Annotated in this window: 18 protein-coding genes; 9 read left to right on the top strand and 9 right to left on the bottom strand. The window is 66.0% G+C overall.

All coding sequences use genetic code 11. From position 1 onward, the window contains the following. Positions 1–4 precede the first annotated feature (4 nt). Together ACQY80_RS00465 and miaA are read right to left on the bottom strand one after the other, a co-directional pair. Complete coding sequence (locus ACQY80_RS00465) at positions 5–1,759, bottom strand: acetolactate synthase 3 large subunit (RefSeq protein ID WP_428682554.1); 1,755 nt, start codon at positions 1,757–1,759, stop codon at positions 5–7. Positions 1,760–1,846: 87 nt separating this feature from the next. Beyond that, complete coding sequence (miaA, locus tag ACQY80_RS00460; RefSeq protein WP_428682552.1) at positions 1,847–2,821, bottom strand: tRNA (adenosine(37)-N6)-dimethylallyltransferase MiaA; 975 nt, start codon at positions 2,819–2,821, stop codon at positions 1,847–1,849. Here miaA and serB point away from each other — a divergent pair. Continuing rightward, the gene (gene serB, locus ACQY80_RS00455) at positions 2,820–3,704 is read left to right on the top strand and encodes a phosphoserine phosphatase SerB (protein ID WP_428682550.1); all 885 of its coding nucleotides are present in this window, start codon (positions 2,820–2,822) and stop codon (positions 3,702–3,704) included. The genes miaA and serB overlap by 2 nt on opposite strands. Positions 3,705–3,722: 18 nt before the next feature. On the opposite strand, the gene ACQY80_RS00450 is transcribed toward serB, so the two are convergent. The 5 genes from ACQY80_RS00450 to ACQY80_RS00430 form a co-directional block, all read right to left on the bottom strand. Beyond that, the gene (locus ACQY80_RS00450) at positions 3,723–3,992 is read right to left on the bottom strand and encodes a hypothetical protein (RefSeq protein WP_428682548.1); all 270 of its coding nucleotides are present in this window, start codon (positions 3,990–3,992) and stop codon (positions 3,723–3,725) included. 32 nt (positions 3,993–4,024) lie between these two features. Further along, positions 4,025–4,258, bottom strand: coding sequence for a hypothetical protein (locus ACQY80_RS00445; protein ID WP_428682546.1), 234 nt, complete (start codon positions 4,256–4,258; stop codon positions 4,025–4,027). Then, positions 4,255–4,551: an antitoxin Xre/MbcA/ParS toxin-binding domain-containing protein gene (locus ACQY80_RS00440; RefSeq protein WP_428682544.1), complete on the bottom strand. Its 297-nt coding sequence runs from the start codon at positions 4,549–4,551 to the stop codon at positions 4,255–4,257. Before ACQY80_RS00440 ends, ACQY80_RS00445 begins: the two co-directional genes overlap by 4 nt. Continuing rightward, on the bottom strand, positions 4,541–5,179 hold the full coding sequence (locus ACQY80_RS00435) for a hypothetical protein (protein WP_428682542.1): 639 nt from the start codon (positions 5,177–5,179) through the stop codon (positions 4,541–4,543). The genes ACQY80_RS00440 and ACQY80_RS00435 overlap by 11 nt, the downstream gene beginning before the upstream one ends. Before the next feature lie 320 nt (positions 5,180–5,499). Next, positions 5,500–5,931 (bottom strand): hypothetical protein, encoded by a 432-nt coding sequence (locus tag ACQY80_RS00430; RefSeq protein WP_428682540.1) that lies wholly within the window; start codon positions 5,929–5,931, stop codon positions 5,500–5,502. Positions 5,932–6,060: 129 nt separating this feature from the next. On the opposite strand from ACQY80_RS00430, the gene ACQY80_RS00425 reads away from it, so the two are divergent. Further along, complete coding sequence (locus ACQY80_RS00425) at positions 6,061–6,666, top strand: hypothetical protein (RefSeq protein WP_428682538.1); 606 nt, start codon at positions 6,061–6,063, stop codon at positions 6,664–6,666. A 6-nt stretch (positions 6,667–6,672) separates the two neighbouring features. On the opposite strand, the gene ACQY80_RS00420 is transcribed toward ACQY80_RS00425, so the two are convergent. Then, on the bottom strand, positions 6,673–7,542 hold the full coding sequence (locus ACQY80_RS00420; protein ID WP_428682536.1) for a LysR family transcriptional regulator: 870 nt from the start codon (positions 7,540–7,542) through the stop codon (positions 6,673–6,675). 99 nt (positions 7,543–7,641) lie between these two features. On the opposite strand from ACQY80_RS00420, the gene bla reads away from it, so the two are divergent. Beyond that, positions 7,642–8,517 carry a subclass B3 metallo-beta-lactamase gene (gene bla / locus ACQY80_RS00415; protein WP_428685701.1) on the top strand — a complete coding sequence of 292 codons (876 nt, stop codon included), beginning with the start codon at positions 7,642–7,644 and terminating at the stop codon, positions 8,515–8,517. Positions 8,518–8,554: 37 nt separating this feature from the next. Here bla and ACQY80_RS00410 read toward each other — a convergent pair whose 3' ends face one another. Beyond that, positions 8,555–9,748: an SPOR domain-containing protein gene (locus ACQY80_RS00410; protein WP_428682534.1), complete on the bottom strand. Its 1,194-nt coding sequence runs from the start codon at positions 9,746–9,748 to the stop codon at positions 8,555–8,557. 261 nt (positions 9,749–10,009) lie between these two features. Between ACQY80_RS00410 and ACQY80_RS00405 the strand changes: the two genes are divergently transcribed. The 6 genes from ACQY80_RS00405 (at position 10,010) to ACQY80_RS00380 (ending at position 14,110) form a co-directional block, all read left to right on the top strand. Then, entirely contained in the window at positions 10,010–10,732 is a 723-nt protein-coding gene (locus tag ACQY80_RS00405; protein ID WP_428682532.1) for an AAA family ATPase, read from the top strand. A 16-nt stretch (positions 10,733–10,748) separates the two neighbouring features. Further along, complete coding sequence (locus ACQY80_RS00400) at positions 10,749–11,417, top strand: hypothetical protein (protein WP_428685699.1); 669 nt, start codon at positions 10,749–10,751, stop codon at positions 11,415–11,417. Positions 11,418–11,437: 20 nt separating this feature from the next. Next, entirely contained in the window at positions 11,438–12,862 is a 1,425-nt protein-coding gene (locus tag ACQY80_RS00395; protein ID WP_428682530.1) for an SPOR domain-containing protein, read from the top strand. Between the two features lie 153 nt (positions 12,863–13,015). Then, positions 13,016–13,339 carry a hypothetical protein gene (locus ACQY80_RS00390; protein ID WP_428682528.1) on the top strand — a complete coding sequence of 108 codons (324 nt, stop codon included), beginning with the start codon at positions 13,016–13,018 and terminating at the stop codon, positions 13,337–13,339. Positions 13,340–13,619: 280 nt separating this feature from the next. Further along, positions 13,620–13,814, top strand: a complete 195-nt coding sequence (locus ACQY80_RS00385; RefSeq protein ID WP_428682526.1) for a hypothetical protein — start codon at positions 13,620–13,622, stop codon at positions 13,812–13,814. 101 nt (positions 13,815–13,915) lie between these two features. Further along, positions 13,916–14,110, top strand: coding sequence for a hypothetical protein (locus ACQY80_RS00380; RefSeq protein WP_428682524.1), 195 nt, complete (start codon positions 13,916–13,918; stop codon positions 14,108–14,110). Positions 14,111–14,249: the final 139 nt, after the last annotated feature.

Raw genomic sequence — 14,249 nt, 5'->3', positions numbered from 1 at the left:
GTGTTTACACCAGTGCCTTGGCTTCGTCGTCCATCGTGCCGGTGACGTCGCTCGGCTGGAGGATCATGTCGGTGTGCGCGGCGCCCGACGGGATCATCGGGAAGCAGTTGGCGAGCTTGGCGACGCGGCAGTCGACGATCACCGGACCCGGGGTCTCGATCATCGTCCTGATGCCGTCCTCGAGCTCGCCGAGCGTGTCGATGCGCAGGCCCGTCCAGCCGTATGCGGCGGCGAGCTTCACGAAATCGGGCAGGCTGTCGGAATAGCTGTTCGAATAACGGCTTTCATAGGTCAGTTCCTGCCACTGGCGGACCATTCCCATCCATTCATTGTTGAGGATGAAGATCTTCACCGGCAGGCGGTACTGGCTGACCGTCCCCATTTCCTGGATGTTCATCTGCAGCGAGGCTTCGCCCGCGACGCAGATGACGAGACGGTTCGGATGCGCGATCTGCGCGCCGACCGCGGCGGGGAAGCCATAGCCCATCGTGCCGAGCCCGCCCGAGGTGAGCCAGCGGTTGGGGGCCGAGAAGCCGAAATGCTGAGCTGCCCACATCTGGTGCTGACCGACCTCGGTCGTGATCACCGGGTCGCGGCCGCGGGTCGCGTCGAACAGCGCCTTCACCGCGCGCTGCGGCATGATCTCGGCGGCGTCGTCCTTCTTTTCGGGGAAATCGAGGCAGCGCGTCGCGCGCCAGCCGTCGACGCGGCGCCACCATTCGCCCAGATCGCGCGCCTTGTGGCCCTTTTCCTGCCACGCCGCGATCAGCGCATCGAGCGCGCGGCCGGCATCGCCGACGATCGCGAGGTCGACGGGGACGATCTTGTTGATCGAGCTGCGGTCGATGTCGATGTGGATCTTTTTCGAGTCCGGCGAAAAGGCGTCGAGGCGGCCGGTCACCCGGTCGTCGAAACGCGCGCCGACCGCGATGATCAGGTCGGCACGGTTCATCGCCATGTTCGACTCGTAAGTACCGTGCATGCCGAGCATGCCGAGCCACTTCGGATCGTCGGCCGGGAAGGCGCCGAGGCCCATCAGGGTCGAGGTGATCGGCGCGCCGGTGAGCGACACGAGCTGGCGCAGCGCGGCGCTGGCGTCGGGGCCGGCGTTGATGACGCCGCCGCCGGTGTAGAAGATCGGGCGCTCGGCCGCGGCGATCATGTCGATCGCGGCGCTGATCGCATCGGCATCGGGCTCGACCTGCGGGCGATAGCTTTGATGCTCGATCTTTTCGGGCACGCGGTAGGTGCCGGTCGCGACCTGCACATTCTTCGGAATGTCGATCACCACCGGGCCGGGGCGGCCGTGGGTCGCGATATAGAAAGCCTCGTGCATGATCGGGCCGAGACGATCGGGGTCCATCACGAGATAATTATGCTTGGTGCAATGGCGCGTGATGCCGACCGTGTCGCATTCCTGGAACGCATCGGTGCCGATCAGCGTCGTCGGAACCTGGCCCGTCAGCACGACCATCGGAATGGAGTCGAGCAGGGCGTCGGTGATGCCGGTGACCGCGTTGGTCGCGCCGGGACCCGAGGTGACGAGCACGACGCCCGGCTTGCCGGTCGAGCGTGCATAGCCCTCCGCCGCGTGCGTTGCCGCCTGTTCGTGGCGGACGAGGATGTGCTTGATCGTGGGGTGCTTGTAGAGCGCGTCATAGATGGGAAGGACCGCGCCGCCCGGATAGCCGAACACCGTATCGACCCCGAGGTCGACCAGCGCCTGAACCACCATGTCGGCACCACTCATTTCCGTCACGACGAAACTCCTTTCTTTCACCCCGCCAGAACCGGTCGGCGCGCGTTTGTGCGCCGCAGCAGGTCGGCGGGCAATAGGTGTATGATTCTATCCTGTCAACAGCCTATCGCGTAATATTATTGCGAAATTGTGGATTGAATCATTGTTTAATGATTCTTCATGGCGCAGCCAATCGGCCGGCGGCTGGTGGCGGAACCACGTATATTGGCGCTTCGCATATTGGCGCGTAGCGGCTTGCGCCTGTTCGAGCGCTGTATCGCGGTCGATCTCGCCGCGAAGCCAAGCCGCGATCTGCGGGACGCCGATCGCGCGCATGACGGGCAGATCGGGGTCGAGATTGCGGTCGAGCAGCGCCCGGACCTCCTCGACTGCGCCGTCGTCGAACATCTGCGCGAGCCGCCGGTCGCAGCGCTCGCGCAGCCAATCGCGCGGCGGCAGCAGGATCAGCGGGGTGAGGGCGATGTCGTCCGCTATGCCGCCCTCGCGCGCCTGTTGCCAGTCGGCGAGGGTGCGGCCGGTCGCGCGCACGACCTCGAGCGCGCGGGCGACGCGGGTGGTGTCGGCGGGGTTGAGGCGGCGGGCGGCTTCAAGGTCAGCGACCGCGAGCGCGGCGTGCGCCTCGGCGACCGGCAGCGCGCGCACGGCCTCGCGTACTGCCGGATCGATCTCTGGCACCGGGGCGATGCCATAGAGCAAGGTGCGGAGATAAAGGCCGGTGCCGCCGACGAGCACGGGAACCTTCCCCGCATCATGCGCGTGGGACAGGATGCCGCGGGCCTCGTCGGACCAGCGCGCGGCATTATGCGCTTCGGCGCCGTCGATGTGGCCGAAGAGGCGGTGGGGCACGCCTTCCATCTCTTCTTCGTTCGGGCGCGCCGACAGGACGGCAAGGTCGGCATAGACCTGGCTGGCGTCGGCGTTGACGACCACGGCCTCGCGGCCGGCGCCCTCCAGCGCTTTCGCGAGCGCGACGGCCAAAGCGCTCTTGCCGCTCGCGGTCGGTCCGGCAATAAGCGCCACCGGCGGCCGCCGGGACTCGTTGGATGAAGAAGGAGATGCCATGTTCGTTGCCACGCTGATAGCAGCCGGAAAGCTGACCGACGAGGTGGTTCGCGAGGCGATCGACCGGCTCGACGCCACGGGCCATGATGTCGGGGCGCCGCACTGGATCGACGAACATGACGCGGCGGATATCCTGTTTCAGGGAAGTCTGGTCAGTGCGCGCGCCGAGCTGGCGAAAATGGACCATGGCGCGCTCGACGTCGTGGTGCAGCCGTTCGGCGACCGCGCCAAGAAGCTGATCGTCGCCGACATGGATTCGACGATGATCACCGTCGAGTGCATCGACGAGCTGGCCGATTATGCCGGGCTGAAAGATCAGGTCGCGACGATCACGCAAAAGGCGATGCGTGGCGAAATCGATTTTCGCGGCGCGCTGGCCGAACGCGTCGCATTGCTCGGCGGACTGGCCGAAGGTGTGCTGACCGAATGCCGGATCGAGCGCGTGCGGCTGACGCGCGGCGCGCGGACGCTGGTGCAGACGATGAAGGCGCATGGCGCGCATTCGGTGCTGGTGACCGGCGGCTTTACCGCGTTCGCGGGGCCGGTGGGCGAGGCGATCGGGTTTGACAAGGTGGTCGCGAACGAGCTGGTCGTCGAAGGCGGCAAGCTTACCGGAACGGTGCGCGAGCCGATCGTCGACAAGGACACGAAAGAGGCGACACTGAGGGCCGAGGCCGCGAAGCACGGGCTGCCGCTGGGCGAGACGCTGGCGATCGGCGATGGCGCCAACGACATTCCGATGATCACCGCCGCCGGGCTGGGGATTGGATACTATCCGCATCCCGCCGCGGCCGAAGCGGCCGATGCGGTGATCCGCCACCACGACCTGACCGCGCTGCTGTGGGCGCAGGGCTATCCGAGGCGGAGCTGGGTGCTGGGGTAGGCTTTCGCCCGCGACCGTTCAGATCCGGGGGAGCGACAGCAATGCCACCGGCGGGAAACCGCCGCCCTCGACCGTGAGATAGTAGCGCCGCGTCGAGCCGTGCTGCAGCGTGATGATGGCGGTTTTCCGGTTCTGGAACCATATCCAGAAACGATGCGCGTCGTCGCGGACCCAAGTGATGATCTGATCGACGAGGAACAGGCTGTCGCCGACCTTCACCGCTTCGATATGATGGGTTCGTCCCTCCCCGTTGTTTTGGCGTACACCGGTAATTTCATATTCGGACATGGCTGCGGTTCCCACCTTCCTGTCGTGAATAGTCAGTAGCGAACGGGCACGATCCGGATACGATCGATCGCGCCGGGTGATGCGCGCGACAGGTCGATGACAACCGAACGCAATGCGTCCAGCGTGACCGCATCATAGCCGTTTTCGTCGGGCTGGAGCGCGAGATCGGTCTCGACCACAAGGATGACCTTGCGTGCGAGGCCGTCGATCTCCCACTCGTGCCAGCTGCGGACGATATGGTCGCCGGCATCGCGCGCGCGTGTCATCGCGGATCGCCGGGCGCGCTCGAGCGTGAGCGAAGCGCTTTTTCGACCTCTGCGTATCCGGCCTCGCTCCGTGTCGCGATGACGATGGGGCGGCCGCCGAGCGGTGCATTCTCGCTGTTGAGAAAATCCATCGCAGGATCGCGCCCGCCGAGCAGCTGGAAGGCGAGCGCGCTGATCGCACCCTGTCGCCGCGCATCCTGCGGCGGAAGCGGCGCGGGTTTGTGTTTCTGGCGAAAGGGATTCGTGCGCGACGGCGCCGGGCCCGGACGGGTGCCGTTGGGGTCAAGCGTCATTGGCTTGTCCGCCGGCAGATCCCGAGCCCGATCGCTGACGCAGAAGGGCGGCCCGCGCATCCTCGATATTCGTGTAACCGAAAGCCCCGACTCTGAATTGTTCGACACAGGTGTGGACGATGCCGTCTTCGGACAGCGAGCGGAAAGGCATCAGGTGGACGGGTTCACGGTCGTCGCCGGCGGGCACAAGCGGCCATTCCGCAGCCAGTCTGGCAAGCTTGTCCTCGTCGAGATCGAGCGCGTGATAGATATCGCGTCCGATGACCCACAAATCTTCCTGAACCCCGGCGAGCCGTTCGACAATGCCGTCCAGTCCGCGAGCCGTCCGCTCTTCGGACGTCATGTTCAGCGCCTTGTTCACCAGAAGCTCGGCGATGAGCGTGTCGCCGATGAAGGCCGGATAGGCGGCATCGGTTTCCGCCGTCGCGGGGTCGGCCTGCGGGCCGGATCCGGCCTGTTCCGGCGCGGCAAGAGCATCACTGAGCCCGCGGCGTTCGCGATACTCGTTGATCCGTTTCGCATAATAGCGCGGGAGGTCGAAATTCGGCAGAAGCTGGCCGTCAAGCTGTGCCTGGCTCACCGCCATCAACGCCATCTGATGATGATAGAGCAACTGGTTGAGATCCATATCTGCCTCCCGTCATGCGGGAGCGCGCGATCGTCTCTCAGTCAGCGGCATGCAAAGCGGAACCGGCGATAGACTATATGTGGAACGGATGGCGCGTCTTTACAAGGCGCTTGGGCTGGGCAGGCGGCGTCGCGGGCTTCAGCCGTCGGATGGCGGTGACGCTCGTTGGTGCTGAATTCCGCTTCAGCGGCCAACGAAACCGTTTGTTCTGTGGCGACGGCCTGAGCCTGAAGGGAGAAAACAGCGCCGATGTGTCGGGCTTCTCCCGAAAGATCATTATGCTTGCCCGAACAGCGGCCCCCCGCTGCACCGACCGCCCTCTAGACGCCGTAAAATGTCAACGCCGGAAACCGGGAGATGGCATCGCGAAGCCAGAAGGACGTCAATTGAAGTGCGTTGACGAGGCGGCGGCGACCGCCCGTGCTGCGGAGCAAGTGCAGAAGTTCGCTACCCTCCGCGAAGATGTCGGCGGGAGCGCCGTCCGCGAGCCGAAGCCGGTCTTCTGTTTCTTCCGCCACGCGCGCCACGTCCAACCAAGCCGGCGAAGCGAGCTCGCAAAATCCATATAGGCCGAAGTTGTCGCCTGCGCGCGTGAGGGTCGGACAGAATATAAAGACGACGGGATCTTTCCAGACGAGGCTCGGGAAATAGTCAATGTCGGGCGAGACTTGATATGTCAGACCGCGCTCGAGGCCCGGTTCCGGCTTGATATACGCGAGCCCGTTCGCTGCCGCCTGCAGATCATGGATCATCGCCTGTTGATGGGAGAAGCGAGCGCGCGGGTCAAGATCGTGGCTATTGCATCTCCAACGGCCATCGCACCATCCGGCATGACGGATTAATGCTTTCCTCTTCAAGACCCTGCGGTCATCATCGCGGGCATGTTGATGTTCGCACTGGCGCTTGCCGCCTCGCCGCAGCCGGCCGCTTCGCTGCCGCCCTTCCTCCCGCGTCAGGCGGTCGCGCAATGCGAGGCCGAGGAGCCGGGCGATTTCGATGCGCAGGCCGAATGCGTCAAGGGGCTGATCCGCGATTACCGGCAGCTTTCGGCGCTCTATCGCTATGCGAAGCCGGCGCTCAGGGAGGCGATCGATGGCTGCATCGCCGAATATCGCGAGGATGGGCGTCCCGACTGGAACATGACCCAGATCTGCACGCACCGCGGCGACACGCTGCTGACCGAGGTGACGGTCGCGCGCGATAAGTTCGATATGGACGGCGCGCGCGCGCATTGCCGGCGCGAGCAGAGCGAGCGGGCCGACGTCAATTTCGACGATTGCGTCAGGTACGAGGTCATCGGCCACCGCGATTTCGCGCTGTTCAAGGCGGTCTACCCCGACAAGGCGGTGCAGGCGTCGTTCGCGCTCTGCCTCGACCGCTGGACCAGGGACGGGCTGACCGACTGGGACATGACAAGCTATTGCGCGCAGGATCAGCTCGACGGGGTCGAGCGGCTGGCGGCGCTGCGCGCGGCGGCGAAGGACTGAGCCGGGTCAGCCGGTAGTTTCGGCCGCCAGCCACAAACGGAACTGCCGCATCGCGTCGCTTTCGGGGCGCGACATCAGGCGGGTGAGCCAGTAGCGGCCGGCGTCGATGGTGACGGCGAAGGGCTGGACGAGGATTTCGGCCGCAAGTTCGCGGGTGAACATCAAGGGCGGCGCGAGCGCGATGCCCTGACCCGCGGCGGCGGCGGTCGCCATCAGCGCACTGCTGTCGAAAACCGGGCCGCGCAGCACGGGGGCAGGGATGCCGGCGGCGGCGAACCAGAGCGCCCATTCGTCGCTGCGGTACGAGCGAAGCAGGGGTTCGTGGAGCAGGTCGGCGGGTGCGCGGAGCCGCGCGGCGATCGACGGCGCGCAGAGCGGGCTCATCGGCGCCGCGAGCAGCGGGTCGGCGTGGGTGCCGTGCCACGCGCCGTCGCCGAAACGGATCGCGAAATCGAGCGCCTCGCCCGCCAGATCGACGCGGTTGTTGTTGGTCGAGATGCGCAGGTCGATGCCGGGATGCGCGCGTGCGAAATCGGCGAGACGCGGGAGCAGCCAGCCGGTCGCGAAAGTGCCGACGACGCCGACCTTCAGCGCTTCGCGGAAGCGGCCGTCGGCATATTGGTCGAGCGTTGCGGCGACGCGGTCGAAGGCATCGGCGACGACGGGGACGAGCGCATGCCCCTCGTCAGTGAGCGCGAGGCCGCGCGGCAGGCGGTGGAAGAGGCGGGTGCCGAGGCGGCGTTCGAGCTGTGCCACCTGATGGCTGACCGCGCCCTGGCTGACGTGAAGCTCAAGTCCGGCGCGGGTGAAATTGAGGTGGCGCGCCGCCGCCTCGAAGGCGCGGAGGGCATTGAGCGGGAGCTGGGCGCGGTCCATGATCTGTCATCAATCATTCTCATGGCTTTGTCGAGAAATGATGCTTTGTGGACGCGGCCCGCGCTTGGCATTTCTTCGGGTGAAGGGAGATACAAGATGATGAAAATGCTGGCCTTGGCGCTCTGGATGACGGGAACGGCGAATGCGGCGGCGGCGCCTGCTGCCGACGATCCGCTGACGCGGCCGATGGCGGTCGAGAGGGCGAAGGAGTGGCTTGCACCGCAGCCGCCCGAGCGGATTTTCGGCAAGACCTGGCTCGTCGGTTTCGGCGGGCTGAGCGTTGCGCTGATCGACACGGTCGACGGGCTGGTGCTGATCGACGGTGCCCTTCCGCAGGCGGCGCCCGCGATCCTCGCCAATGTCCGCGCGGCGGGGTTCGACCCCGGCGACATCAAATATATTCTGAGCACAGAGCCGCATTATGATCATGCCGGCGGCTTCGCGGCGCTGGCGCGCGATACCGGCGCGACGGTCGTGGCAAGCGCGCGCGGTGCCGAGGGGCTGCGCGCGGGCGCGCTCGCCAAGGATGATCCGCAGCTTGCCTATGGCGGGACATGGCCGGCGGTGACGACGCGGGTGCGCGTGGTGAAGGACGGCGACGTGCTGAAGCTCGGCGATACCGAAATCACCGCGCACGCGACGCCGGGCCACACGATGGGCAGCATGAGCTGGAGCTGGAACGCCTGCGAGGGGAAAATCTGCAGGCAGATCGTTTTCGCCTCGAGCCTGAATCCAGTGTCGGCCGACGGCTATCGCTATACGAGCGCGGCGGGGAAGCCGTTCGTTTCGGGGTTCGCGAAAAGCTACAAGCTCATGGACGCGCTGAAGTGCGACGTCCTGATCTCGGCCCACCCCGACAATGCGGGCGAGGGGCGGGTCAACGACAAGCCCGGCGCGTGCCGCGCCTATGCCGAGCGGTCGCGCGGGTTGCTGGCGAAGCGGCTGGCGGCGGAGAAGGCCGGGACAGCGAAATAGGGATGCGGGCCCCGGTTTTCGCCGGGGTCCACCCCGCTTACTTCGCCACCACCATGCAGGCCTGACCACCCTTGCGGACGGTGGCGCAGAAGTTTTCGGCGTGGCCCTTGTTTGCGAAACCGGCGGTCTGGAGGCGGGTGACCGCGCCGGCCTTCACATAGACGGGCTGGCGAGCCGCGACGGCGGGATATTTCTTGCCGAGAGAGGCCCAGAGGCTGCGGGCGTTCGCCTCGACCCCGAAGGCGCCGAGCTGCGCACGCCATGGGCTGGTGCCGGTTACCGTATCCGCAGGAACGGGGGTTTCGACGACCTTGATGGGCTGGTTGTCGAAGGCGGGCTTGGGCTTCGCCGGCGCCGGTTTGGGCTCGGCCTTTTTCGGCGGCAGCGCGCCGTTTTCGGGCGGCGCGGCGTAGCTCGTGCCGGGCGCGGTGCTACCCTTTGCGGCGGTCGCGGCGGCGGTGGCTTCGGTCGCAGCGGTTGCGGCTGCGACGGCAGCGGGCGTCGCGAGCGCCGGCGCGGGTTTCGCAGGCGCGATCACCGGCGGCGGGGTGTAGCTGGCGCCGGGCGCCGAAACGGGCAGGCTGGCGGTCTTGATCGGCGAGGGCGCGGGCTTGGCTGGTGCCGGCGGCGCGGCGGCGTTGACTGCGGCCAGACGCGCGCGGGCTTCGTCCTTTTCCATGACCGGGATCAGCGCAAGGCCGGCCTGCCGCTGGTCGAGCGGGATCAGGCTGTCGAGCTGCGCGAGGCGTGCCGAGGCAATGCCGAGCCCGGCGTCGCTGGCGCGTTTGGTGAGCGCATAGGCGCGGGCCCAATCCTTGGCAGCATAGTCGCCGTTGAACATCGCGGTGCCGAGAACATATTGCGCGCGCGGTTCGCCGCGGTCGGCCGACGCCTTGATATAGGGCATCGCCTCGTCGCGCTTGTTCGCGGTGAAGAGGATGAGGCCGAGATTATCCTCGGCCTGAAGATGGCCCTGCTTCGCGGCGCGGCGATACCAGTCTTCGGCCTGGGTGAGGTCGGCGGGAACGCCGCGGCCGAGCTTGTAGGCCTGACCGAGATTGAACTGCGCATCGGCGTCGCCCGAAACCGCGAGCGGGCGCCATTCGGCGACGGCTTTCGGATAATCACCGGCCTGCCAGGCCTCGACCCCGTCCTTCACATCGGCATGCGCGGGCGCAGCGAGCGCGAGAAGCGGCAGGGCCAGAAACGCGGCAGCGCGGAAAGAACGCATCTTCATTCTCCAATGACGGGCGGCGCAGAAAAAGGCACCGGCAGTCCCCGGGACGGCGATCTACCCATAAATGGCTAACAGCGCGTTAGCATCACCCCGGGGCGAACCGCATCCGTTCCGGATCGGGACACAATGATGTCAACGACCTGTTTACCACAGGTGCGAGCAACCCGTTCACCATCTTTCTATCATCGTTAACTCAATTTTAGCGCCCTGCATGGCATCTCTCGCCCCGATTTTGGTTTTCCTAGGGGGATAGCTGTGCGCGTTTTGGCATTGGCTTCACAAAAAGGCGGGTCGGGCAAGACGACCCTATCGGGACATCTTGCGGTGCAGGCGCAGCTTGCCGGCGCCGGTCCCGTCGTTCTGATCGACATCGATCCGCAGGGCTCGCTCGCCGACTGGTGGAACGAACGCGAGACCGACCTTCCGGCTTTTGCGCAGACGACCGTCGCGCGGCTGGCCTCCGACCTCGAAATCCTGCGCCAGCAAGGCTTCAAGCTGGCGGTCATCGATACGCCGCCGGCGATCACCATGGCGATCCAGAGCGTTATCGGCGTTGCCGAACTGATTATCGTCCCGACCCGCCCCAGCCCTCACGATCTGCGCGCCGTCGGCGCCACGGTCGATCTGTGCGAACGCGCGGGCAAGCCGCTGGTGTTCGTCGTCAATGGCGCGACGCCCAAGGCCAAGATCACCAGCGAGGCGGCGGTCGCGCTGTCGCAGCATGGCACCGTCGCCCCGATCACCCTGCATCACCGCACCGATTATGCGGCGTCGATGATCGACGGCCGCACGGTGATGGAAGTCGATCCCAACGGCCGATCGGCCGAGGAAATCCGCCAGCTGTGGACCTATGTCAACGACCGGCTCGAAAAGAATTTCCGCCGCACCGTCTTCTCCTCGCCGATGCCCGCGCAGCCGGGTTACGGCACGGTCCGCCCGATGGGTGGGGGCTTCGGCCGCCGCATCGCCGGCCAGTAAGGGGGGGCAAGTGAACATGGGCGAACCCAAACCTCTCGCATCGTTGTCCGCCGGACTGCTCGCCCGCAAGGGTGGCGCACGCCCGGCGATGCGCCGCGCTCCGCTGGGCCTCGGCGCCGCGCCGATGGTCGGCGAAGGCTATGACGACCTTGGCTGGAACGACATGGGCTATGATGTCGATCCGGACCAGAATGCCGCCGACGAACCTGCACGGATGGTCGACCTGAAACCGCTGCTCGCGGGTTCGGTGCTGACGCATAACGCCAATGCCGAACACGCCGTTGACGAGGCGCCGGGCCATGATCTGGTGCCCGAGCTGACCGACGCGCTTGCGCCGGACTTCGAACCCGAAGCGGCCGAAGTGCCCGAAATCGTCCGCCAGCAGGAATCGCTGCTCGACCGCGTCGCCGCCGTGGCGCGCAAGGTCGAAGCCCAGCCGGCTCCCAAGGCGAAGAAGGATCGCGCTCCGCGTGCGCTGCGTGCCCGCGAAAAGGCGGCCTTCACGCTGCGCCTCGACGCCGAGCGCCACCTGCGCCTGCGCCTTGCGAGCGCGGTGACGAACCGGTCGTCGCAGGTGATCCTGACCGACCTGCTCGACGAATATCTGGCCTCGCTGCCCGAAATCGACGCGATGGCGAGCCGCTTGCCGGCGGCGCGTCCGACGCGCCAGACGATGCAGCCGTAAGGAATGATGGGGGACCGACGATGAACCGCAAACTGCTCAAGAACCTGGCGATTTCGGGCTTTGTCCTGACTGTGGCAACCGGCTGCAGCGGGATGAGCAAGATGGCGAATGCGGCCCCTGAATCGGCCGGTGGCTCGTCCACCGCGTCGAAATCGGCCGACAAGGCGCGCGAAGCGCTGGAAGCGGGCAAGCCGACCAAGGCCGTCGCGCTCGCCGAGGCGGCGGTTGCGGGCAACCCCCGCGACGCCGGCTATCGCGCGCTGCTGGGCCAGGCCTATCTCAACGACGGCCGGTTCGCTTCGGCGACCTCGGCGCTGAGCGAGGCGATGGATCTGGGCGCGAAGGACAGCAATACCGTCATCGCGCTGACCCTCGCCTATATCGCGCAGGGCAAGAATGATCAGGCGACCGACCTGCTGAAGCGCAATTTCGATGTCGTTCCGGCGTCGGACATGGGCCTTGCCCTCGCGCTTGCCGGTGACACCAATTCGGCGATCTATATGCTGACCGAGGCCGCTCGTGCACCCGAAGCGACCGCGCGGACGCGCCAGAATCTGGCGCTCGCGCTCGCGCTGTCGGGCCGCTGGGCGCAGGCGCGCATCCTTGCCGCGCAGGATCTGGCGCTCGACAAGGTCGAGCTGCGCATGGTCGAATGGGCGAAACTCGCCGAACAGCCCGATGCGGGAATGCGCGTCGCGAGCCTGCTCGGCACGTCGGCGCAGACCGATGCCGGCATGCCGGTGCGTCTGGCGCTGAGCAATTTCGACGGCACCCAAATGGCCGCCGCCGATGCGCCGGTCGAAGTCGCGAGCGCCGATCCGGCACCGGTCACGGCCTATGCGCCGCCGCCGCCGGCCGCCGAAGCCGCCGCGCCCGCAGTGGTGCTGGCGTCGGCCGAGCCGAGCCCGATCCGCACCGTCGAACTGCCGATGCCGCAGCGCGACGAAAATGGCGTCGTTCCGGTCACCGAACTGCCGCAGCCGAAGCCGGCTGACATCATCATGGCCGATGCCAAGCCCTATCGCGCCGCGCCGCGCGTTGCCGGCGACCGCGTCGAGGCGATCCGCCCGGCGCAGCGCGAGGCGCTGGAACTTGTCACCAGGATCCTGCCGAAGGCGATGGGCTTCGACGCCAAAAAGCCCTCGGGCTGGGCGGTGCAGCTTGGCGCCTATGACAGCCTGGGTATCGCCAAGGAAAAATGGAGCACGCTGAAAAAGCGTAGCGCGCTGCTCGGCAATTATCCGGCGTCGAGCCACGCCGCGGTCGTCAAGGGCCGCACCTTCTATCGCCTGACCGTCAACGGCCTGGCGACGCGCTCCGACGCCTCGACGCTGTGCGCCGAGCTGAAGTCGAAGGGCCAGACCTGTTTCATCCGCCAGATGGGCGGCAGCGAGAGCATCCAGTGGGCCGCGGCGTCGAAGCCCGTCCGCATGGCGTCGCGCTGAACGAATTGGGGGCGCCTCCCGTCCGCGGGAGGCCGAAAGGGAGGGGCGCGGTCCGGGGACCGCGCCCTTTTCTTGTGGGGCGATGGTCGTCGACAAATTGGAACGCCGCCGGCCTCATTGCTTCCGCCAGTGCGGAGCGGCTAGACTGTCGACATGATCGAAGATTTCGAAATCTCTCAAATGCTTTCGGCTCTCGACGGACTGGCTGCGAGCAGTGAAATTCAGCGGGCGTCGGACTTCCCGCCCGAGGAGCTTCGACTGATTTGGGAGGACGTCTTTGTCCTGTTCGACAGCCGCGTCGGCGAGATGACCGGCAAACTGGCGCAGGAAGCTGACGCGATCCGCGCGTTCGACGATTATCTGTGGTCGCTTCCGGCCGAGCCCGATCCGATGTGGCATCGCGACAATCTCGATAAGCGCCCTTGGCCCGAGATACGCCACAAGGCCTTGGATTTGCAGAGGCAGCTGCAAGCCTGAGCTGGCCTGACATTTACGCATCGTCACCCCGGACCTGATCCGGGGCCGCGCCCTTTTCGTATCGGGGCGGTACACACCGCGGCGCCGTCCGCGCTGAAAAAGCCGATAGCATCCGGCTTGCTCCGTTCCGGTGCTACATTGCGTTGACCGACCCGGAGAATCGCATAAGCTACTAATTCCTTTGGGAAAATATGTAAGGCCCGGAGGGTCCACTCTTGTTCGGGAGATGCGTATGCTTATTCGGAAGCTTCTCACCATATCGGCCCTGATGGCGATGCCTGTGGTTTTTGCCCCGGCCACCGCGCAGACGAGCGACCCGGTCTATGAATGTATCGTCGGCTGCGTCGCGAGCCGTCCGAACAGCGGTGACTGGTGCGTGCAGGAATGCAACCGCCGCTTCGGAAACGAGACTCGTCCCAATCCCGGTACGCCCAATGTGCCGTGCAACTATCCCTGGGGCTGCCCCACGCAATAAGGCGGAGACGGGAAGCGGTCCGGTGTGATCGCTTCCCTTTCTTTCCGGGATCGGCTTTCGACCGTTTGCGGACATTCCATAGTGATGGTATGCTTCTCAGCATGACGAGCCTGCTCTGCTTGCTGCTTGCATCATCGTTCTTGATCCTGATTGGTCGTTCTATTCGAGCGGGCGTACCGCTCGGCTTCACCGATCCACGCCGCGCTGAAAGACCTTTTCAATTCTGGCTCGTGATGATTTTTATGCTGCTCCCGGCAATTTCGCTCATGAGCGAAGCGTGGGATAAACTGCGCTAGCACTTGTTCGCGTCGGGTTGCGATGGCAGCAAGCGACCGGTTTCGGACCGGCAGCTTCTAGGGGGCGAACCTAGAAAGGCAGACATTCGAAACCGATAGGGCGGGGATGACAGCACGCTACCGATACTGGCTGTTACGC

Source organism: Sphingopyxis sp., assembly GCF_965279755.1.
Classification (GTDB): domain Bacteria; phylum Pseudomonadota; class Alphaproteobacteria; order Sphingomonadales; family Sphingomonadaceae; genus Sphingopyxis.
The sequence above is the reverse complement of the archived record's forward strand: the minus strand, read 5'-3'. Positions and strand labels throughout refer to the sequence as shown.